The following is a 21,670-nucleotide window of genomic DNA, read 5'->3' as shown; positions in this document are numbered from 1 at the left end:
GATGGGCGAGCACCGGCCCCGGCGTCGGGCCGATCCGGACGCGGCGAAGGACACCCGCCCTCGCGGGGTGGCCGAGCTTCCGCCCGAAGTCATCCGGGCCGGTGTGAACCCGGAGCCGGCCGACGTGGTCCGCCGCTCCGGAGCGCTGGGCGGCAACGCGGCGGCCCTGCGTACCGCCCGCGCACTCGGCTTCGCCGGCGGCGATCTCGACGCCGACGCCTACACCGGAGAGGAGCCGCCCGACTTCTTCTTCGGCGTGCTGGCCGACCTCGACGTCCCCGTTCCGGATGCGCCGCCCCGGGACTCGCCGGCGTCCACCCGCGCCGCGGCCGGTCCGCCCGTCCCCGGGATCCCCGCGCCCAGCCGTACGGGCGGTCCCAGCGAAGGCGCCGACCACGCCGCCGAGCAGCCGGCTGAACCGATCTCATCCGCGGCGGTGACAGAAGCGACGGAAGGGACGGCCGCGGCACCCGGGTCCGACGCGACCCCGAAACCGGCAACCCCACGCGGAGCGGTCGTGAAGGTCCCGGGCACACCTGCGGACGGAGTCCAGGGCGGGGCAAGCACCTCGTCGGCCGCACCGCCGGCCACCGCGGTCGGCCCCACCACCGTGGAGAGCCCGGACGAGTTGGTGACGGCGGTCAGCACCGCGGCCGGAAAGCTGGGCACCGCCACCGGTTCGTCCGGCCCGCCGCCGGACGTCGCCGCCGGGCGCGCCTTTCCCTCCGCCCTGGCCGCACCGGCCACAGCCTCCGCACCGAGCGCCGTCCGCGGCGGCGGGTCGGGGGTCCGTCGCCCGAAGCCGGACGACGATCTGCCACCCGACCCGGTGCCGAAGGCCACCAAGGCGGTCACCACCGCCGCCGCCGCGCTGTTGCCCGAACTGGCCCTCCCGCAACTGCTCTCACCACCCGGCGGCCCCGCGCCGACGCTGGCCTACCCGCAGCAGTTCGCCGAACTCAAACGGCCGGAACCGCCCAAGCCGGAGAAGCCGAAGCAGAAGAAGCCGGCCGCGAAGGCGCCCCACCCGGACTCGAAGACGGACCCCAAGCAGGAACCTCCGGCGCCGGCACCGGCGCCGCAGCCGTTCGTTCCGCCCGTACTGCTCGACCTTCGACAGCCGCCGATGCCCAAGGTCGATCCGACCCTGCGCTCGGCCGAGCAGACCAAGATCCGCACGGTGATCGCCTCGGTGAAGGCCGACCTCCCCACGGCTGCCAGGCCTTTCGTCCGGCAGCTTCGGGACGCGGCCGGCTTCGGCGACCTGCTGACCCAGCAGTACGGGCGGAAGGAGGTGGCCGCCTTCTGGGAGCCGGTGATCGGCGACAAGCCACTGGCCGAACGCCTGCTCACACCGATGCGGGCGAAACTCGACGAACTCGGCGAGGCCGCCGGGCTGTCGGCGTCCATCCTCGACCAGGCGGTGAAGGAGAAGCAGCAGGAGCTGATCGCCTCCGGCCGGGCGGTGTCGGACCAGACGAAAGCGCTGGTGGCGGCGCGCGGCCCGGTCATCATCGGGGAGGCCGAGAAGCGTGCCGCCGAGGAGACGGCGAAGGTCGCGAAGGAGCACGCCCAGCGGCTGAAGGATCTGCGCCGGGCGATGACCTCCCACGACCCGAAGCTGGTCACCCAACTGGCCGACGAACGGGTGACGATGATCGGGGACCAGGTGGCCGGCGGGATCCTGGCGCTGGAGAACGCCGCCACCCGCCGCACCGACCTGATCGAGGCGATGACGGCGGCCTACCTCGAGGCGTACCGCATCGCCGACGACGCGGCCCAGGCCTCAGCCCGGGCGGCCGCGGCCAAGGCGGCTGATCCGGTGCCGTCCCCTTCAGTGGTCCAGGTGCCTCGCGCGCCGGACGGCAGACCCTGGCTGACCTGGGCCCGCGAACAGGTCGTCGCCTCGATGAAGGCCCTCCGCACCCAGACCACCACCGACCGGGACGCCCGGATCGGCGCGCTGCGCGAGGCGGGCGTGACGGCGACGGCGGCGGTGCGCGAGTGGGCCGACAAACGGCTGCGGCACAAGGCGACCCAGCAGGAGAAGGAGGCGCAGGCGGTCGCCGACCGGACCGTCGCCGAGCAGCGGCTGGAGAAGGCCCGCACGCAGGCGGCGAAGGACAGGGCGCGCGACGACCTGGTGGCTCAGATCCGTTACGCCGAAGCCTTCCATGACGCGCGCCAGGCCGAGGCCGCCGGCACGGCCACCGAGGCACAGAAGAAGATGCTGGCCGAGGCCGGCAAGGACGCCGACGCCTATCTGGGGGCCGCCGACGTCCCCGGCGATCCGCTCTCCGCCGTGGCCCACCATCTCACCGAGCAGGTCGGTACCCAGGTGGTCGCGAAACTCACCGAGTCGGGGGTGATCTCGGCCGAGGTGAAGAAGCTGCGGGCCACGACATCGGCAGAGGCGTTCAGCCTCGGCGTGGTCGTGTTCGCCACCAAGCCTCCGGACGCGGCCAGCCGGGTGGCGTCCCTGTCCGCCGCCACCCGGGAGAAGTACGGCACCGACGAGGACGCCGTCTTCGCGGCCCTGGACAACCTCGACGGGCAGCAGATCGACACCATCAGCACGCTCTACCAGGCCGACTACGACGAAGGCCTGTACGACCGGCTGGACGGCGAGCTGAGCGGTTCGGAATGGTCTCGCGCCAAGGCTCTGCTCAGGTCGGACCAGGTGGGCGCCACCGCGGCCGCGATCCGGTACGAGACCAACTCCTGGTTCAGCGCGCCCGACCGGGACAAGATCGCGTCGTACGTCCGCTCGCTGCCGCCGGGCAAGGGCGACGAGCTCAAGCAACGGTTCGGCGAGAGCGCCCGCTGGTACAACTCCGGCAGCGCGACCCTGGACGAGGTGCTCGGCGACACGATGCGCACCTACCGGTACAACCCGCAGACCGGCGAGAGCGTCCCGGACGACCGGGGTTCGGAGCAGATCGGCCTGCTGCTGCAGGTCAACATGCTGAAGCAGCCCGAGCCGGCCGCACCGGCGGGGCTCGCCGGCGCCGCGAAACCGCGGCCGTCGATCATCGACGCGCAGGACCGGCAGAACAAGATCGACGCCCTGCAGGCCAAGGCCGACGCCATCGACCTCGACCTCGCGTTGCGCCCGGCGTACGGACCGGCCAAGGCCGACGCGATGGACGGCGTCTTCAAACGGATGCGGGCCGAGATCGCCGACGCCAATCCCGGGTGGACCGCCGAGCAGGTCAACAACGAGGTACGCCGCCGCAACGCCAACACCGAACGCGCATATGGGGAACGCTTTCCGGCCGAGCTCCAGGTCAACAACTTCGGAATGCCGGTGCAGAACCTCAGGCCGGAGGACTCCCGGCTGCGGCAGGTCATGGCGGCCAACCTCTACGACAGCGGCGAGAAGGAGATCGGCCTGGCGATGCTGGACGTGGACCGCAAGGCCGAGCGGACCGCCCGCATCCTGCTGGCCGACCGCGGCGCCTACGCCGCCGACAGCGACGTCAACGCCGGCCTCGAGCAGTCCTACCTCCAGGCCGCGGACGAGATCAAGCGCGCCGAGGGCCCACGGCTGCGCAAGGAACGCGCGGACCGGATCAGAAAGGCGCAGCAGGAGGGACATCCGCTCACCCAGGACCAGCTGGCCGAGGAGGACCGCAAGCTCGACCGCGAACTGGAACGCCTGACCGACAAGCGTGCCAAGGAGCTGATGGCCGAGACCAAGATCCACTGGAACAAGAGTGGTCACGGGTCGCTGGACGACTGGGTCAAGGACAAGACCCAGTGGGGCGGGGAACGCGAGGCGGTCTGGCGGCTGGAACAGGGCGGAAAGCTCACCCGTGCTCAGGAACTCAAGTTCTCCGTGGACGGCTGGGGCATGGACATCGCCCAGGCCAAGAAGGCGCTCGCGGGCCGCACACCTGCGGAGATCCGCCAGATCGCCGCCGACTACAAGAAGATCACCGGCGAGGACCTGATCGGGCGGCTGCACAGCGAGACCTCGGGGGAGAACCGGTTCGACATCGACGAGGCCCTGCGGGGCGAGCCGATGACGGCCCAGGAGCGGATGGACGCGCTCACCCGGCGCTACGAGTACAACAAGAACACCTACTTCTGGGGCGGCGGTCCGCCGAAGGAACTGGCCGGCAGCATGCGCATGCTCCAGGCCGAGTACGACAACGCCCGGGAGGCGTTCGCGGCACTGAACGACCCGGCGGCCAAGCTCTCGGTCGAGGACCGGAACTTCCTGCAGCGGTCCTTCGAGGCCCAGGCCACCCGGACCGAGTCCCGTGCGGAGGAGTACCGGGCGTCGGTGCACGCCTACACCGACGGGATCGTCCAGATCGTCTCCACGGCGGTGGCGGTCATCGTCGGCGGCGCGCTCGCCATCGCCACCGGGGGAGCGGCACTTCCGCTGATCGCGCTGGCCGCGTCCCTGTGGGCCACGGCGGCGACCATGGTGGTGAAGATGGCGCTGCTGGGTGAGGCGTACGGCATCCACGAGTACGTCGACGACCTGGTCGTGGGCGTCGTGGACGCCGCCTTCGCCTATGCGACCGCCGGCCTGGGCGACAAGTTGCTCGGTGTCAGCAAGGTGACCGGCGCCGACAAGGCCGCGATCCGGCTCGCCGCCGCGGCGGCCCGGGCACAGCGCGCCGCCAAGCCGCTGATCGCGCGGATGGGCGCGACGCTGGTCGAGAACGTCGCCGGTGCGGCGCCGTCCGCGCTGGCGGGCAACCTGGTGAACCGGGACAACTGGCGCGGTGACATGTTCCTGAACGTCACCAAGGGCACGTTCACCCAGATGGGCACCGGCATGGCCATCGGCGGCGTGATCGGGCAGTCGCTGGAGATCAGCGGCCGGATCCTCGGTGCGGTCGCCGGTCCGGCGCTGGAGCGGTTCAGAGCCGGCCGTACCTCCAACGCGGCGACCGAGGCGGCGGCCCATGCGGCCGGGACCGCCGAGCACCAGCACGTCCCCGGCACCGAACGTGCGCCGAAGCCGGCGGCCGACGCCACCGGTGCGCCGGTGGCGCGGGTGGAGACGGCGCCGGACGCCATCCACCAGCAGCAGCGGGAGATGCGCCGGGAGGTGCTGGGCGACATCCCGCCTCGGGAGCGTGGAGCCTACGCCGACACCCCGATCCTCGTGCTCGGCGACGCCGAGTACGCCGAACGGACCGGCAGCGCCGAACGCGGCATGGCGACCGTGCTGATCGAGAACGGCAAGCCACTCGTGGTGATCCGCGAGGGCGCTCCGCTGTGGGCACTGCGGGAGGAGGGGCGGCACCTGCAGCAGTTGCGCGACCCGATCCACGCCGAGCATCTACGGCTGCTGGACGAGGCCCGGTTGCGGGACTGGAAGAACCTGTCCCTGCACGAGCGGATGCTGTCGGCGCAGGCCCACCTCGAACTCGAACTCGCCGCGCAGCACGACATCATCGCCGACCTCACCCACCAGAAGCTGGCCGGCTCCGAGGACCCTCATCTGCAGGCCCGGCTGGACACCGCCCTGCGGGCGCAGGAGGTGCTGGGTCACCGGCTGGAGGAACTCCACTCGTTCCGGAACAGCCCGGACGGATCCCCGCCGCCGAAGTTCCTGGAGGAGCCGTCGCGGCTGAACACCAAGACCGGCGACCCCGCACCCTCGGGGCCCGCGCCGCCCGCGGAGTCCAGCCACGCCGAGGCCAAGCTCGCCGCTGATGCCGAGGCGAAGGCGGCCGAGGCCAAGGCAGCGGCCGAGGCCAGGGCGGCCGCGGACCAGGCGGTGAAGGACGCCGAGGAACAACAGCAGCGCTGGCGGGAGCGGCTGGTCGAGGAGAAGGACAGTCTCGCGACGGTCGACAAGTCCCTCGCGGATCTGACCACGAAGCAGGCGGAGCTCGACGACCTCGCCCGGCGGATCGCGGCGGAGAAGGACGCGAAGACTCTGACACCGCTGCTGCGCCGGCGACGGGAGATCCTGGCCGACGTCCAGAAAACCCACTTCGACCCGGATGTCGAGCTGCCGCTCTCGTCGCTCGAATCGGCGATGAAACGGGAGCGGACAGCCCTCAACAAGCGGCGCACCGAGCTGGCCGAACTGGTCGCCAACCTCGAGCACAGGTTGAGCGGGGACAAGCTCGACCCCAAACTGCCGGTCGCCGGAGCCTACGACGACATCAAGAACGCGCAGGGCGGCGATCGCCACCACATGCCCGCCAACGACTCACTCGAACGCGCGCGGGCGCTGGGTACGCTGCCGGTCGGCAACCCGCTGCTCACCCACGGCGGCGGTGGCGTCATCCGGATGGACGACGCGGACCACAGCCTCACCGCGAGCCACGGCTCCGGCTACGGCCCCGAGGCCTACCGCGACAAGCAGGTCGCGCTCATCGCCGGTGGGAGGTACCTCGAGGCGGTCAAGATGGACCTGGACGACATCCGCGGGAACCCGGTGCTGCGCGACAAGTACGAGAAGGTGATCCAGAAGTATCTGAACTTCCTCGAACAGAACCAGCATCTGGTCGACCAGCTGAACAAGAACTCCAGTGTCACCATCGACTCCCTGCGGAACCCGAAGGAGTGACTTCCGTGAGCGAACGTCACCGGCCGGCCTGGTCGATCGAGCCCGGCCGCGGCATCGGCCCGCTCCGGCTGGGGATCCCGGTCGACGCTGCCGTTCGCGCGCTGGACGACGCCGGCCTCGGGCCTGCCGAACGGGTGCGGAAGGGCTCGTCGTTCATCTGGAGCAGCCACGCGGGAACGGTGCACGTCGTACCCCTCCCGGCTCCCGTCCCTGGTGCCGCCGAGACCGTGGCGGAGATCGAGGTGGTCCTGCTGGGCTCGGCGGCGCCGGAGCAGCAGCCGCAGGCCGAGCTGTCAGGACACGAACTGCTCGGGCAGCCGCTCGGCGACGTCCGGGAGTTTCTCCTCTCCCTGGACGAGCGGGCCGAGAGTCGCGGGCCGCTGGTGACGGCGCCCGGGCTCGGTGTCCGGGTGTGGAGCGGCAGCGAGCCGCCAATGTCGCCGGTCCGGTCGGTGACCGTGACCCGGCCGACGCCGCCCGCACGGGTGATCGACCCCAGGTGCGCCTTCGCCCGGCTCGACCGCGTCGCGCGCACGCTGGGCTTCACCGGCGGGGCGACGACCGTCCGGCCGCCCCTGCTCGCCGGCGAGCCCGAGGTCGCCGAGTGGTCCCGCCGGGAGATCCTGCTGCGCTACTCCTTCGACCCGGTCACCTTCCTGAGGGTGCTGCGCCTCGACGGCCCCGAAGCGGACAGCGCCCCGGTGGTGCAGAGGCTGCTGGCCCGTCTTCCGCTGGTCACCGACGAGCAGGTGCTGGCCGATCTCGATTCGTACGACGACGAGACGGCCGTACGGGCCATCCAGGCGGTGGGGGTGCTGCGGCTGACCGCGGCACGGGAGAAGCTGCGCCACCTGAGCCAGGGAACGCGGGACGTCGTAAGGAATGCGGCGGTCACGACGCTGATCGGCCTGCCGGACGCGTGACGGGCAGTTTCTCCTTCTCCAACCCCGCCGGCGGCTGGGTTCGAGGCCGGACGCCACCGGAAACCCGCAGTAGTCCTCGGTCCCTACGCGCCGGCGATCCGGTAGTCGGAGCGTCTGGCGCGCCGGGTGCGGGCCCAGTACTCGAACGTGAAACCCGGCCACAGTGTGCGGTTCACGCCGTGCTCGTCGAGGTACCAGCTGGTGCAGCCGCCGGTGCTCCACACCGCCCGGTCGAGGCGGCGCCGGAGCATCGCGTCGAACCGTCGTTGCGCCGCCGCCTCGACCTCGACGACCTCGCCCCGGCGGCGCCGCAGCATCCGCAGGCAGCTCATGACGTGCCGGACCTGGGTCTCGATCATGAACACCACGGACGTGTGCGCGAGGCCGGTGTTGGGGCCGAGGAGCATGAACAGGTTGGGGAATCCCGCGACCGTGATGCCGTGGTGGGCGGTCACGCCGTCGGCCCAGGCGTCCTGCAGCGTGAGGCCGTCGCGGCCGACGATCTGCTGGTCGAGGAGCGCCGAGGTGACCCGGAACCCGGTGCCGTAGACGATCGCGTCCACGTCGTAGGACGTACCGTCACGGGTGCGGATGCCGTGCTCGGTGATCTCGGCGATGGGGTCGGTGACGAGTTCGACGTTCGGGCGGGCGAGGGCGGGATAGTAGTCCGACGACAGCAGGATCCGCTTGCAGCCGATGGTGTAGTCGGGCGTCAGCCGGGACCGCAGCTCAGGGTCGCCGACCTGGCGCCGCAGGTGCCGCCGGGCCAGGTCCTCCAGGGGACCCATCAGCTTCGGGCTCACGGCGAAGCCGAGTCCGCGAAGCTCCAGCGCGAGGTAGATCGAGGCCCGAAAGGCCCGCATCGCGAGCGGATTCGAACGGAACCGCCGGCGACGCTCGGCCGGGATCTCGGCGTCCGGACGGGGATGGATCCACGCGGGCGTGCGCTGGAAGACGTGCAGCCGGGACACCTGCTCGGCGATCCGCGGGACGAACTGCACCGCGCTGGCACCGGTGCCGACCACCGCGACGCGTTTGCCCGTCAGGTCGTAGCCGGAGTCCCACTCGGCGGAGTGGAACTGCCGGCCGGTGAACCTGTCGCGGCCCGGCACGCCGGGGTAGGAGGGCACGTGCAGCGCTCCGATCGCGGACACGACCACCCGCGGCGTGAGCACCTCGCCGCCGGCCGTCTCGACCCGCCAGCGCCCGGCCGATTCCTCCCACCGCATCGACGCGACGCGGACGCCGTAGCGAAGGTGCGGTTCGATGCCGTACTTCCGTACGCACGAACGCAGGTAGTCCCAGATCTCCTCGCGCGGTGAGAACATCCGCGACCAGTCGGGGTTGAGCGCGAACGAGTAGGAGTAGAGGTGGGATGGGACGTCGCAGGCGCACCCGGGATAGGCGTTGGCCCGCCAGGTGCCGCCGAGGTCGCCGTCCTTCTCCAGTACGACGAAGGAGTCGATGCCGGCCTTCTTCAGCTGGATCGCCATGCCGATGCCGCCGAACCCCGCGCCGACGATGACGATCTCGGGTGTGGCCGTCACCGACGGCACCGCCGTCATCGCCGTACCTCCGTCCCCGTCGTCTGGCAGATGACCGACGCGACCAGTTCCGGATCGTCGTTCATCGGCGAGTGGCCGCACCCGGGCAGGTCGACGTGCCACGCGCCGGGCAGCAGCGCCCGGGCCCGGGCGGCCTGGCGGTGCAGGAGCAGCCGGTCGCGGGTGCCCCACCCCACCGTCACCGGACACCGCGGCGTGGCGTTCGGCGCGTAGTCGCGTCCGTGCCGCGCGACCGCCCGGAACGCCGAGCCGGAGCGCATCGCGAGCGCGTCGGCGAGGACCACCTCGGCCGTGAGCCGGTCAGGGCGCCCGACCAGCAGACCGTACGCCAGCGCGCGAACCCGGGGCGATCCGGCGGCGGCCCGCAGCACCGGGTCAGGCAGGAACGCGACCGAACGAACGGTGTGCAGCAACGCGAGCGCCCACCGGCGTTCCCAGGTGAGCCAGAAACCGGCCGGCGCCAGGGCGGTCGCGGACGCCACCTGGCCAGCTGCGGCGAGCTCCAGCGCGAGCGCACCGCCGAGACTGTTGCCCGCAACGTGCGGGCGGTCCAGGCCGAGGTCGGCGATGAACGCCGCGACCGCCGTGGAGAGGTCCTCGCGCCACCGTGCGCCGCCGCAGGCCGGCGACGCGCCGAACCCCGGCAGGTCGACCGTGACGACCTCGTGCCGCGCGACGAGCAGCGGAACCACCGGATCCCAGGCCTGCCGGCGATGGCCCAGGCCGTGCAGCAGCACCAACGGCGGGCCGCTGCCCTGCCGGTCGTAGGCCAGACTCACCACGTTCGCGCTCCGATAGGGTCTTCTACTGCCGATCCGCCCGCGGCACACCGTCGCCGTCGGACGCGGCGGAGTGGACGCGAAGCTCACCGGCCTCGGTGACTTCGGCGGCCTGCAGGACCTGCGTCCCAAACGCCGTCATCAGTGCCTTCGCGGCCGGCTCGGGAATCCCCTCGGCGATCTTGATGACGTTGCCGAGTTCGACACCGAACCACGCCACGACGTCGCACCGATCCGCGCGCAGCCTGTCGATGCGCACCCTGCGTGCGTGGCCGAGGTTGACGAGCTCACCGTCAGTGGTCCAAACCCACATCGTGTGCTCCCTTCGCTGCCGGGCAACGTGATTGCTGTCTTCGAGCCGTCAGGTCGACAGGTCTCGAAGATCGACGCTAGGCGCAATCGATCAGCCGCGCGGTGCGGATGACAGAACCGGCCACGAGGGACGCCCCCCGGCGGGAGGACACCGGTGTGGGGAGTGCGGTCAGCGCTTGTTGAGCTTGGCCACGAACGAACGAACCTTGGCCTGGGTGCGCGGGTCACTGGCGGCCGCCTGCACGCGGTCCTGTGCCTTCTTGACTGCCTGTTGGGTCCGCGGGTCCTTGGCCAGCCGCTGCGCCTTCGTCTGCGCGTTCGCGGCGAGCTTTCGGCCCTGCGGACTCCGGAAGAACCGCAGGATCCGGTCGAGCAGCGATGTCGCCACAATGCCTCCTCAGTCGGGTGTGACGTCTGGGAAACGGCTGGCACCGCACCATGGTTCCTTGTTCGGCCCGTGCACTTACCAGCACGCAGCGTGGCGCCCGACGTCGGCGCGGTGCCGAACGATGAGGGTGTTCACCTCCGGCTGACAACCCCGGGTTGACTGCGCAGGATGCTCACGGCACGGAAGAGTCGATGGCCGATTGGTGGTGGCCCGTGATGCGTCGCCTTCGAATGGTGGTCGCTGCGGCGGCGGCGATAGGCCGTCGCGACCTGTACGTGATGCGCGCGAACGGCACGGGCGTCACCCGGATCCCTGGCACCGTGAGCGCGGGCTCGCCCGACTGGGGAGTCAGATGACAGCGTTCGTTCATCCCGGCGAGTAGGGCCGGAGAAGCTCTGAGCGGCTGAACGGCCTGGCCGGGTTAGCATTCGCCATGGCCGGGATCTGGGGAAGTGCGGCGGCGAACGCCGGTGGCATGACGGCCCAAGCCTGGCAGCGCGCTGCGACGACGGACTGGCTGCGTGCGCGGCCGGCGCGCTGGTCCGATCCGAGGTTGTCCGCCGTCCTTTGGGCGGTCATGGTGGCGTTGTTCGTGGCGACCGACACGAGCGGTACCTGCAGCGAGACAGCACCGTGCATGGTCGACCAGTCCGAAATGCTCGGCGCGGTCGCGGGTGTGGCCCTGTTGGCGCACATCGGCTGGCTGGTGTGGGTTCCCGAGGTCGCCTGGATCACCACTCCTGTACTCGTCGTGGTGTCGGTGGTGAGCCCGGGCACCATTGTCGACGGGGCCGCGTCGTGGGTGCTCTGGCTCGTCGTACCGGCCGCCGCGTGGACCCTGGCCACGTTGTGGCGGCGGCGGTCCGGGCGTGCTCGCCAGTTGGAGGCGGTGGCACCGATGGCGTCGACCATGACTCTGCCGCCGGTTCCGGCGCCGGCGTGGGAGCGGAGAACCCTCCGGCTGGTGGCGGGGTTCGCGGCTCTGGTCGCATCGGTGGGTCTCGTCGCCTACACGCTGCACTGGCAGTCGACAGAGAACGCCCACGTACGTCAGGCCACGCGGGTGCCAGGCACCGTGCTCGCCCACCTCGACGACGACTACGCGCTGAGGGTGCGGCTCGGGCCGCCTGGTTCAGGGACACGAAAGCTGGAGACCTTCGACGCGAGCGGGTATCCGGTCGGCTCGTCGGTGGACGTCCTCGTCGACAGATCCTGGGCGCGTCTGGTCGCCGAGCCGTTCGATCCGATCGGCTGGTACCTGGATGCGGCCGGTCTCGCCCTGCTCGGAACGACGTTGGTGGTCACGGCTCTGGCGTGGCGCCGGCGGTTGGCCGCCCTCACGAGCGGACCGGTGCCGGCGTTGACCGTGTGGGCAGGTCCTGATCCCGGCGGCCTGTTCACGCCTCGGTCCGCGTGGGTTCAACGTGTCGTGGTGTATGCGGCGGACGACGAGAGCATGAGCCGTCCCCTGTTCACGGTGCCGGTGGAGGCGCTCGAAGTCGGCTGGGAGGACCTGCCCGACGAGGACTTGCCCGACGAGGACCTGCCTGACGAGGACTTCCCCGACGACGAGGACGAGCCCGGGCCGGCCACCCTCTTCGGCCTGCCAGTTGACGGTGCGGTCCTGGCCCTGCGAGTCGAAGGCGACGGGTCGTTGCTTCTGTTGCCCACAGGACCGGCGCGCAGGGCAGGCCGACAACGACGTGGCCGCTACGTCGATGCGAGCGGGCCGTCGAAGGCCGGCCGGTGAACGGGCTGGGTCGTCGACGCCGGCGGGCGCGAACGAGGATGCGTCGCCACCGCGATGGTTGCCAGCGCGTCGGTGAGCCGCCGAAGGTGAGGTGGCGGCGACTCGGCCAGCGGTAGGCGCACCGTCGCGTGCGGGATGATCCCGAGCTCGGCCAGGGCGGCCTTGGCCATGACAGCCCCCTGGGATGTGCGCATGATGGCGTCCACCAGGGGAATCAACTCACGCTGGATCGTCCTCGCCAGTTCGAGATCACCGCGCCGGACCGCTCGTAGGAGTTCGGCGTAGTGGTCGGCGACGAGGTTGCCCACCACGCTGACCACGCCGGTGGCACCGCTTGCGAGGTAGGGGAGGCTGAGCTCGTCGATGCCGCAGTAGTAGGCGAGCGGCGTACTGGCCATGACGGACATGGCTTCGAAGAGGTCGCCCTTGGCGTCCTTGACCGCTCGGATCCGAGGATGTCCGGCGAGCTCGGTCAGCGTCGACGCCTCCATGGCGACGCCGGTGCGCGCAGGAACGTCGTAGAGCATCACGGGTAGCTCGGTGGCATCGGCCACCGCAGAACAGTGAGCCACCACACCTGCCTGGGTCGGCCTGGAGTAGTAGGGACAGACGAGCAGCAGCGCGTCCGCCCCGACCGCCTCGGCTTCGCATGCCCGGCGAATCGTGGCCGCCGTGTCGTAGGTGCCGACGCCGGCGATCACCCGGGCTCGGCTCCTCGACCGGGCAGCTACGGTGCGGACGAGCCGGGCAGTCTCGACGTCGGTCAGGGTGGGCGACTCGCCGGTGGTTCCGCCTACGACGATGCCGTCGCATCCCGTGGACAGCAGGTGGTCGACGAGGTTGGCCACGCCCGGTTCGCAGACTGTGCCGTCGGGCTGCATCGGGGTCACCATGGCGACGACGTTGGCGCCGAAGAGCAGGTCGGCAGGTTGCTTCGGGTCGGTCATGATCCGATCCTGTCCCAGCCGATACGGATGGTCCAGCAATGCTTTCTTGCCGATACTGCTTAGCCTGTCTTCATGGTTGAGGTCGGAGCACTGAGGGCGCTGCGGTCGGTGGCCGCGCTGGGGACACTGGCGCGGGCGGCCGAGGAACTCGGCTACACGGCGTCGGCGGTGTCGCAGCAGATCAAGAAGCTGGAACGCCAGATAGGCGTACCCGTCCTGGTGCCGGCGGGACGAGGCGTCGTGCTCACCCCGGCCGGGCAGGCCGTCGTCGACTCGGCACCCGAGGTGTTCCAGGCGCTGGAACGCTGCGCCGAAGCCGCCCGCTCCGTCGCGGAGGGCGAGCCGCGCGGTCTCCTCCGGGTGGTTGCCTTCTCCACCGCAATTCGTGGGCTGCTCGCGCCCGCCATGTCGCGACTGTCGAAGCGCTGTCCGGGCCTACGCGTGCACGTTGAGGAGCGAGACCCCGACGACGCCCTCCACAGCGTCGACGCCGGAACAGCCGACCTGGCCCTCGTCCACGACGCCGACGGGCTGCCGGCACCTCTGCCACCATCCCTGACCCAGCGCCACCTACACACAGACGTCGGCGACCTCGTGGTCGGTCGGGCGCATCGCCTGGCGCGGCTCGACCGGCCCCTGACAGCCGGCGACCTGGCCGGTCATGCGTGGGTGACCAGCCCTCCGGGCACGGTGTGCCACCAGTGGTTCCGGCGGCTGGTCGCGGACGTACCCGAGGAGCCGGACGTACGCCACCTGGTCGACGATTTCGCCACCCAGTTGTCGCTGGTCGCCTCGGGCGAAGTCGTCGCCCTGATCCCTCGCCTCGCCCGGCCGCCTCTGAGCGAGGGCCTCGTCTCGAAGGTGCTGAGGCGACCGCCGCAGCGGGAGGTTCACGCCGCGTGGCGGCGCAGCGCCGACGCCAGCCCAGCTGTCCAGGCGGTGGTAGCGGAGCTCGGCCCCCTGTTACGCGCGGAGGGCAGCGGCGGACTCCCGTAGGTGCCGGTGGATGCCGTCGTACGCCGCCGACGACGGCAGGAGCCCCTTCGGGATCTTGACCACCGAGGAGTAGTTGGTGTCGACGACGTTGGCGATCGGTGCCTTCGCCGTCTGGCTGAGCAGTTGGTAGGCGTCCATCCGGTCCAGGCCGTAGAGCTCGCCCAGCCACCGCACCATCTCGACCTGCGCGATCCGCCAGGCGTCCTCGAGGGGGCGGCTCGACCCGACGGCGATGATCGCGTCGTCGTGCTCGATGCGCGGCCACGTCGGGGCGCCGCCCTTGATCAGGTCGACGATCAGGGTGACGTTCATGGCACCCTCGACGGCGGTGCCGCAGGCCTCTCCCTCGCCCTGGCGGTAGTGGCCGTCGCCGACCGAGAACAACGCGCCCGGCACGTTGACGCCGAGGTAGCAGGTCGCGCCGGCCCGCATCTCGGGTGTGTCCATGTTGCCGCCGAAGCGTTCGGGTACGAGGGAGGAGCGCGCCTCGCGGCCACCGGGCGCCACCCCGACCGTGCCCAGCATGGGCTCCAGTGGCAGGTCGAGGCGGAAGTCGCTGCGCGCGGCCTCGAATGTCAACGCGCGCTTGACGGCGTCCACCTGGTAGAGCCAGGTGATCTCGGGCAGCGGCTCCTGCAGCAACGCGGTGTGGTCGGTGCCCGTAAGCCCGCCGAAGAACGGGATCGTCGTCGAGACACCCCAGTCACGGGCCGGCTCGAGGTCGACGAAGTGGAGTACGAGAGTGTCGCCGGGCTCCGCGCCCTCGACGTGGAAGGGCCCGGTCTGCGGGTTGAGGTAGTTCATGTCGACGCAGGCCGACGGCAGGTCGGTGGCCTTCCGGATCCGGCCGGAGTAGGCGTCCTCGGTCCACAGCCGCATGGCCGTACCCGGACGGACCCGAAGGGCCGGCTCCGCGCCGCCGAACGTCCAGGCGTACTGGTCGAAGGTGGGGGTGAACTCAACCGTCTCCACAGCAGTGGCTCCTTCCACGTGGTCCGTGAACTCCTGCCATCCTGCACCTTCGGAGAGTCGGCCGCCCTGTGCGCACCGTAAGTTGGCGAACTCATGAGGCCGCTCAGGCTCGACGCCCTCGTCCGCACGGGTCTAGCGTGGGCGCCAACTCTCCCAGAGCAGAGAGAAGCGAAGTGCCGAAGTGCGCAGGAGACTGTATTCCACCGAGGATCTGCGGGTGCGAGCCGCAGACATGCAGACGCTCGCTCCGCAGTTGACTCTTCGTGTCGACACGCGACGCGCCAGGTCAGCCCACAGGAGGTCGGATCAGCTCGGGGGCGCGGCCGCGGCGTGGCGGTGCCGGCAACTCGCCGCTGCCGAACGCGTCCGGGCAGTGGCGAGGCGAAGTCTCGCGACCCTTCTCCGCCAGCTCACCGCCGAGACCCGTAGCGGACTTGTCTTGCAGGGCACCACTCTCAGTCCGTCCGAGCGTCACCGAATCGCAGCCGAACGGGACATGGCCGGTGACTACCGAGACTGGGTCGCCGATCAACGTGAGGCTGACGCGGACCGACGGGATCGGATCGCCGACGAACGCGACCGGGTCGCCGACGAACGCGAACGGCTGCTCGACGAACGGGAAGGGCTCCTTGTCGAGGTCCGGCCGGAGGGTTGAGCACAAACAGGTGCGGCCGGCTCTCACTTGAGTACTTCCAGCAGCCGGTCCGCGAGGACCGACGAGGAATGCGGATTCTGGCCGGTGATGAGGTTGCGATCCTGCACCTGGTAGGGCTCCCAGATGGGGCCGCGGCTGAAGTTCACGCCGACCTTGTCCTGGATTTCGGTCTCCAGGAGCCAGGGCGCCCGCGACGCGAGGCCGACAGCTTCTTCCTCGTCGTTGGTGAAACACGTGACGTCGTATCCCCCGAACGGAGACTCTCCGTGGATCCTCGTGGCCAGCATCGCGGAAGGGGCGTGGCACACGATCGCCAGCGGCTTGCCGGAGGCGAGTTGCGCGGTCAGTAACCGGCCCACGTCCGCGTCGTAGGCGAGATCCGCCATCGGTCCGTGCCCGCCGGGCAGATACACCGCGTCGTAGTCCTCCAGCCGGACCTGCGACAGCGCGAGTGGCCGCCGCATCACCTCGGCGGAGCGGATGATCTCCTCGAGTTCCAGTGCGCCGTCCTCGCCACCGGCCATGGACGGGCGCAGGCTCATCATGTCCACGTTCGGTGTCACACCGCCCGGTGTCGCCACCGTGACCTCGTGCCCGGCTTCGGTGATCTTCTTGTACGGCATCGCGAACTCTTCGGCCCAGTACCCGGTCGCATACCGAGTGCCGTCCTTGAGGACCCAGTAGGTCGCCCCGCTGACTATGAAGAGGATTTTCGCCATTACGTCGGCCCTCCTGGCTTTGCTCCCAAACTGTCGGGCCCAGCCGTTCCCACCGTAGGCACAGGGCCGGCCCGGTTTCAAAGGGCTCCTGGCCATGGCACTCCGAGTTCCTACGCCGGGGTTCTTGGTGGCGGAGACCCATGTGCCTTGACCTCGCAACGTGTGCAGGTGTTGAGTGATTCGAAACTCCGGGCAAGCCGATGTTGACAGTGACGGACGACGCTTGTGAACCGTGATCGACGCGGGGGAGAGGACCGAAGTCGCCGGCAGTTTCTGCGAGCGACCGGTGGTGCGGCGCTGGCTGCCGGCCTCGTTCGGGTCGTGTCCGGCAGGGCGGAGGCCGCGGAGTCCCCGCCCACCCGTACATCGGCCAACGGCGGTTTCGGCCCGGTACGTCAGGTTCGCGCGGGTGTGCTCGACGTCGGATACGTCGACCTGGGACCAGCGCACGGAACCCCGGTCGTTCTGTTGCATGGCTTCCCGTACGACATCCACAGCTACGAACGCGTTGCCCCGTTGCTCGCCCGGCGCGGATACCGCGTCGTCGTGCCCTACCTGCGCGGGCACGGCAGGACGGTGTTCCGCTCGGCCTCGACCCCGCGCAACGTCGACCAGGCCGCCTTCGCCCTGGACGTTCTCGCCCTGATGGACACTCTCGGGATGCCGCCGGCGGTGCTGGCCGGCTACGACTGGGGATCGAGGACGGCGGACATCATCGCCGCGTTGTGGCCGGAGCGGGTGAAGGCGCTGGTCTCGGTCTCCGGGTATCTGATCACGAATCTCGACGCCAACAAGGCACCGCTGCCACCCGCGGCCGAGAACGCGTGGTGGTACCAGTACTACTTCGCCACCGAGCGCGGAGTGAATGGACTCAGGCGGTACAAGCGCGAACTCGGTGAGTTCATCTGGAAGTTCAACTCACCGACCTGGAAGTTCGCCCCTTCGACGTACGGACGCACTGCGGCCGCCTTCGACAACCCCGACTACGAGGCCATCGTGATCGGCAACTACCGCTGGCGACTGAGTCTGCTCCCGGCCGAGCCGGAGTACGCCGCCCTGGAGGGGACGCTGCAGAGCGTGCCGAAGATCACGGTCCCGACGATCGCGGTCGACGGGAGGTACGACCCGTTCACTCCGCCCGGTGACGGCAGGTCCTACCGGGCGCACTTCACCGGCAAGTACCAGCACCGGACCTTCGATGTCGGCCACAACGTGCCCCAGGAAGCACCACGCGACTTCGCCCAGGCCGTCATCGACGCCGATCGACTCTGAAGGTCAGGAGGACACCACCTGGATCGGAGAGGGCAAGTACGCATGGAGTTTTGCCCAACTGGTAATGGGTAGGCGCCCCGCCATGTCCAACCACTTCACGGGACTCAGCCTGGGGCCACCACTCGGCGACCAGCGCCTCGATCTGTGTGACCTCTACGCTTTCGGCGCACCCGGCGACCCGGGCAGGACCGTGATCATCCTGAACGCCAATCCCAACGCGGACGCCCTGCACCCGGACGCGGTTTACCGCCTGAACATCGACAACGACGGTGACTACCTGACCGACGTCGCGTTCAGTTGGGTGTTCGGCCCGCCGGCCCCCGACGGCTCCCAGACCTACAGCGTCTACGCGGCATCCGGTGCGGAGTCCCGCAGGCCCGAGGCGGTCGGAACCAGGATCGTGTCGGACGCTGCGGTCTCCTTCGGCCCGCGGGCAAACGTGGTCGGCAGCGGCGACTACCAGGTGGCCGCCGGCAGCCGCAGCGACGCGTTCTTCTTCGATTTCGACGGAATCAAGAATCTGTTCGACACCAGCGGCAAGCGCAATTTCACCGCACCACATCTGGGTGGTCAGTCCCCGTGGACAGGTGTCGACTCCAACACCACGGCGAACGTCTTCTCCATGGCCATCGAACTGCCGACCGCAGAGCTGGCGCCGAAGCCCGAGCTGCACATCTGGGGCAGGTGCAGCGTCCTGCGCGACGGCGAACTCGTCCACGCGGACCGGGCCGGGCATCCGTCGATGAGCAGTTTCTTCAACACCGACGACACGAAGGAGGAGTACAACGCCAGCGAACCGGTCAACGACCGGGCCAGGTGGACGGACCAGTTCGTCCATCTGATGGGGCACACCGGCGGATACTCACGCGAGGAGGCGATCGCCGCTCTGGAGGAGCACGGTCTCCTGCCGGACGTGCTGCACTTCGACCCCTCCAAGCCGGCCGCGTACCCCAACGGACGGACGTTCGCCGAGGACGTGATCGACATCCGCGTCGCGTTCCTCACCAAGAACGAGGCGCCGCCCACGGGCCTCTCACCGCACACCGACACCCTCGACCGGTTCCCCTACCTCGGAGACCCGCATCCGGCAGCATCTTCCTGATCCGAGGAGGAGATCGTGGGACGTCTGGACGCAAAGACGGCGGTCGTCACCGGCGGGACGAGCGGCATCGGGTTGGCCACTGCCCGCCGGTTTCGCGAGGAAGGTGCTCGGGTCTACATCACGGGGCGCCGCAGGGAGACACTCGACCGAGCCGCCGCGCAGGTCGGGGGAGACGTCATCCCCGTTCAGGCCGACAGCGCCGACCTGGCCGATCTCGACCGGCTCTACGGCACCGTCGCCGAACGCGGTGACCGCATCGACGTGCTGTTCGCCAACGCCGGCGGAGGCGAGTTCGCCACCCTCGAGCAGGTGACCGAGGAGCACTTCGACGACACCTTCGCCACCAACGTCAAGGGCGTGCTCTTCAGCGTCCAGAAGGCACTGCCCCTGCTGAACGACGGGTCCTCCGTCATCCTCACCAGCTCCACGGCCGGCCACGTCGGCACCGAGGCCTTCGGTGTCTACGCCGCGTCCAAGGCCGCTGTTCGTTCCTTCGCCCGCACCTGGGCCAACGAACTGCGCACCCGCGGGATCCGGGTCAACGCCCTCGCACCCGGGCCCGTCGCCACCCCGGGAATCGACGGGCTCGCCCCCGACGAGGAGCAGGCCGCGGAACTGCGTGGCTCCCTGGCCGCCTCCGTCCCCCTCGGCCGGATGGGTCGGCCGGAGGAGGTCGCCGCTCTGGCCCTCTTTCTGGCCACCGACGAATCCAGCTTCGTCACGGGTACCGAGATGTTCGTCGACGGCGGCGCCATCCAGGTGTGACGGCACGAGGCCCCCGGTGTTCTCGGCCGGCTGTTGTCGTCACGTGCCTTCCTGGCCGCGCGGCGTGCGGTCCCGGCCGGCGCACAGCCGGAACGAGAAGCCGTCCTCGGTGGGGACGAGCAGGGCGCCGATGTCGAGCATGTGGGCTATCCACAGACCGAGACCGGTGCCCAGGTTCGCGTTCGCCATCGGCACGAGCCCGGCGAGGGGGTCGGTGGGGCCGCGACCCCTGTCCGATACGTCGGCCACCAGGCGTTCGGCGGTGGCCCAGATCCGGACCGTCGCGGGCGGTACGCCGTGCAGCCGCGCGTTGGTGACGGCCTCGGAGATGCCGAACAGCAGGTCGTCGAGTTTGCGGTCGTCGACCAGACCGCGGCCGAGCCGCTCCAGGGCGTGGCGTGCCTCGGCGGTGGAGGGGTCCACGAGTTCGACGTTGGGCGGGCAGGCTTCCAGCGGGTCAGGAGACACGGGAACCCGTGCGTTCCTGGCATCGCAGTCATAGCGGCCGTTGGTCTGGTGCGCTCCGGCAGCGGTGACGGTGCAGGGATGCATCCGCTCGACCACCTGCCGGACCGGATCGGGAACGGTCGTGGCGTCGTAGAGGCAGAGACTGCGTACGGGAAACTCGTCCCACACGGAGTTGACGGCGAACTCGTAGCGGTCCCAGCCGGCGAAGCTCCCGCCGTTGCCCGGATGTGGAACCTGACCGGCGATCCGGACCTGTGGTGCGCCGGCCGCGACGTGGCGTTTGAACAGTCCGCGGTACGTCGCGATCGCCCGTGCCGGCGTGGCGTACAGACTCGTATCGGTGATGAAGTTGACCTTCGACGGGTCGTCCAGCCATAACCGAAGCAAGGCGGACTTCGGTTCGTCGTAGCCGATGACGACCGGCTCGCCGTTGGCGACGCCCTCGTCGACGAACGGCACGATCATCGCCTGGAACTCCTCATCCGACTGGTAGAACCCCACCTCGTGGACGTTGCCGGCGTATGTGCCCGGCGTCCAGGTACTCATCGCTGGGTCTCCGTCAGGACGAGGTTGGGTAGATGGTCACAGCCGGCCGGGCAGAACACGAGACTCTGAGAGGGTCTCAGGTCCTGCAGGAGGAGACGTCTGCCGTCGTGGGCGAGCCGGTCGGACAGCTCGGCCAGCATGCGGACGCCAGCGAGGTCGACGAAGCGCAGCTCGACCAGGTTCAGCAGCAGATCCTCCTCGACGTCTGCGCCCGCCTGGTGGATCCAGTCGAACCAGGCCGTCACCTGGGAGAGGTCCAGCTCGCCGACCATGCGGAACCCCCGGGGGTGGTACGTCGGGAAGATCGACAGCCGCGCGTCCTCATAAACGGGGTCCGGAACCACCGTGTGGGTGTGCAAGGCCTCGACCGCGGCGATCTCCGCCGGGCTGAAGATGCGGCGGTCGTACTGGCACATCCCCATCACCGGCGTGTCGCCGTAGACGTCGGCGGCCTTGCGTTCGTAATCGGTCCACTTGTCCGAGCCCGGCCGGCCGCGAAGGACGCTGGGTTCTCCGGTGATTCGCAGAGCTCGGTACCCGGCGGCGAGCGCTTCGCCGGCGTTTCGTCTCAGCACCGCCACCATCACGTCAGGATCGAACGGTAGATATGCGAGGTAACCCTCCCGGGGACCCATCACCCGGAGCTGGCCGCTTTCGCTGAACCGCGCTGGGGCGAGGCCGCTCTCGCGTAGAAGGTCGAACACCGTCACAGGGTCGACTGCGGCGAAGTAGATCACCTGCTCGTGCCGAGCCAGTCCGTTGCGGATGTAGGAGGTGAGCACCTCACGCTGCTCGGCATCGGTGTCGAAGCTGAGGCAGTGATGGTCGCCGACCCGCATCCGGCCGACGACTTGCTGAGCGACATCATTCATGACTAATTTCCTCGATCGCAAACGCTACGCTCCTTCTCCGAAAGGAAGAAGGCCCTGTTCGGTTACCGCCACGTGCGATATCGGAGGTATGCGCG

Annotated in this window: 17 protein-coding genes; 8 read left to right on the top strand and 9 right to left on the bottom strand. The window is 69.9% G+C overall.

Annotation, left to right across the window (positions count from 1 at the left end):
• Nucleotide 1 precedes the first annotated feature (1 nt).
• Both FHR37_RS12955 and FHR37_RS12950 read left to right on the top strand, forming a co-directional pair.
• Complete coding sequence (locus tag FHR37_RS12955; protein WP_092882504.1) at nucleotides 2–6,544, top strand: hypothetical protein; 6,543 nt, start codon at nucleotides 2–4, stop codon at nucleotides 6,542–6,544.
• 5 nt (nucleotides 6,545–6,549) lie between these two features.
• A complete protein-coding gene (locus FHR37_RS12950) occupies nucleotides 6,550–7,467 on the top strand; it encodes a hypothetical protein (RefSeq protein ID WP_139238869.1) in 918 nt (305 codons plus the stop codon).
• Nucleotides 7,468–7,550: 83 nt separating this feature from the next.
• Here FHR37_RS12950 and FHR37_RS12945 read toward each other — a convergent pair whose 3' ends face one another.
• The 4 genes from FHR37_RS12945 to FHR37_RS12930 form a co-directional block, all read right to left on the bottom strand.
• Nucleotides 7,551–9,032, bottom strand: a complete 1,482-nt coding sequence (locus FHR37_RS12945) for a flavin-containing monooxygenase (protein WP_092882506.1) — start codon at nucleotides 9,030–9,032, stop codon at nucleotides 7,551–7,553.
• The gene (locus FHR37_RS12940; RefSeq protein WP_202817991.1) at nucleotides 9,029–9,814 is read right to left on the bottom strand and encodes an alpha/beta fold hydrolase; all 786 of its coding nucleotides are present in this window, start codon (nucleotides 9,812–9,814) and stop codon (nucleotides 9,029–9,031) included. The genes FHR37_RS12945 and FHR37_RS12940 overlap by 4 nt, the downstream gene beginning before the upstream one ends.
• 22 nt (nucleotides 9,815–9,836) lie before the next feature.
• On the bottom strand, nucleotides 9,837–10,124 hold the full coding sequence (locus tag FHR37_RS12935; protein ID WP_092882507.1) for a hypothetical protein: 288 nt from the start codon (nucleotides 10,122–10,124) through the stop codon (nucleotides 9,837–9,839).
• Between the two features lie 168 nt (nucleotides 10,125–10,292).
• Nucleotides 10,293–10,511 (bottom strand): hypothetical protein, encoded by a 219-nt coding sequence (locus FHR37_RS12930; RefSeq protein ID WP_092882508.1) that lies wholly within the window; start codon nucleotides 10,509–10,511, stop codon nucleotides 10,293–10,295.
• 637 nt (nucleotides 10,512–11,148) lie between these two features.
• Here FHR37_RS12930 and FHR37_RS12925 point away from each other — a divergent pair.
• Nucleotides 11,149–12,261, top strand: coding sequence for a hypothetical protein (locus FHR37_RS12925; protein WP_139238870.1), 1,113 nt, complete (start codon nucleotides 11,149–11,151; stop codon nucleotides 12,259–12,261).
• Here FHR37_RS12925 and dapA read toward each other — a convergent pair.
• Complete coding sequence (dapA, locus tag FHR37_RS12920; RefSeq protein ID WP_092882510.1) at nucleotides 12,222–13,208, bottom strand: 4-hydroxy-tetrahydrodipicolinate synthase; 987 nt, start codon at nucleotides 13,206–13,208, stop codon at nucleotides 12,222–12,224. The genes FHR37_RS12925 and dapA overlap by 40 nt on opposite strands.
• Nucleotides 13,209–13,280: 72 nt before the next feature.
• Between dapA and FHR37_RS12915 the strand changes: the two genes are divergently transcribed.
• Nucleotides 13,281–14,204: a LysR family transcriptional regulator gene (locus FHR37_RS12915; RefSeq protein WP_092882511.1), complete on the top strand. Its 924-nt coding sequence runs from the start codon at nucleotides 13,281–13,283 to the stop codon at nucleotides 14,202–14,204.
• Here the strand turns inward: FHR37_RS12915 and FHR37_RS12910 are convergent.
• Entirely contained in the window at nucleotides 14,172–15,176 is a 1,005-nt protein-coding gene (locus tag FHR37_RS12910; protein ID WP_092882512.1) for an acetamidase/formamidase family protein, read from the bottom strand. The two genes, FHR37_RS12915 and FHR37_RS12910, sit on opposite strands and share 33 nt — an antisense overlap.
• Before the next feature lie 217 nt (nucleotides 15,177–15,393).
• Here FHR37_RS12910 and FHR37_RS12905 point away from each other — a divergent pair, with 217 nt between their 5' ends.
• Entirely contained in the window at nucleotides 15,394–15,831 is a 438-nt protein-coding gene (locus FHR37_RS12905; RefSeq protein ID WP_139238871.1) for a hypothetical protein, read from the top strand.
• Between the two features lie 23 nt (nucleotides 15,832–15,854).
• Here FHR37_RS12905 and FHR37_RS12900 read toward each other — a convergent pair whose 3' ends face one another.
• Nucleotides 15,855–16,550, bottom strand: coding sequence for a type 1 glutamine amidotransferase domain-containing protein (locus tag FHR37_RS12900; protein WP_092882513.1), 696 nt, complete (start codon nucleotides 16,548–16,550; stop codon nucleotides 15,855–15,857).
• Between the two features lie 321 nt (nucleotides 16,551–16,871).
• Between FHR37_RS12900 and FHR37_RS12895 the strand changes: the two genes are divergently transcribed.
• The 3 genes from FHR37_RS12895 (at nucleotide 16,872) to FHR37_RS12885 (ending at nucleotide 19,689) form a co-directional block, all read left to right on the top strand.
• A complete protein-coding gene (locus FHR37_RS12895) occupies nucleotides 16,872–17,822 on the top strand; it encodes an alpha/beta fold hydrolase (RefSeq protein ID WP_237768678.1) in 951 nt (316 codons plus the stop codon).
• Nucleotides 17,823–17,904: 82 nt separating this feature from the next.
• Complete coding sequence (locus FHR37_RS12890; protein ID WP_092882514.1) at nucleotides 17,905–18,924, top strand: DUF4331 family protein; 1,020 nt, start codon at nucleotides 17,905–17,907, stop codon at nucleotides 18,922–18,924.
• 15 nt (nucleotides 18,925–18,939) lie between these two features.
• A complete protein-coding gene (locus FHR37_RS12885) occupies nucleotides 18,940–19,689 on the top strand; it encodes a glucose 1-dehydrogenase (protein ID WP_092882515.1) in 750 nt (249 codons plus the stop codon).
• 39 nt (nucleotides 19,690–19,728) lie between these two features.
• Here the strand turns inward: FHR37_RS12885 and FHR37_RS12880 are convergent, their stop codons facing one another.
• Nucleotides 19,729–20,703, bottom strand: coding sequence for a sensor histidine kinase (locus tag FHR37_RS12880; protein WP_092882516.1), 975 nt, complete (start codon nucleotides 20,701–20,703; stop codon nucleotides 19,729–19,731).
• Nucleotides 20,700–21,575, bottom strand: coding sequence for an MEDS domain-containing protein (locus FHR37_RS12875; RefSeq protein ID WP_092882517.1), 876 nt, complete (start codon nucleotides 21,573–21,575; stop codon nucleotides 20,700–20,702). The genes FHR37_RS12880 and FHR37_RS12875 overlap by 4 nt, the downstream gene beginning before the upstream one ends.
• Between the last annotated feature and the right edge of the window lie 95 nt (nucleotides 21,576–21,670).

It is taken from the genome of Actinopolymorpha cephalotaxi, assembly GCF_013408535.1.
GTDB lineage: Bacteria > Actinomycetota > Actinomycetes > Propionibacteriales > Actinopolymorphaceae > Actinopolymorpha > Actinopolymorpha cephalotaxi.
Note: the sequence above shows the minus strand (reverse complement) of the source record. Positions and strands in the feature narration are given on the sequence as shown.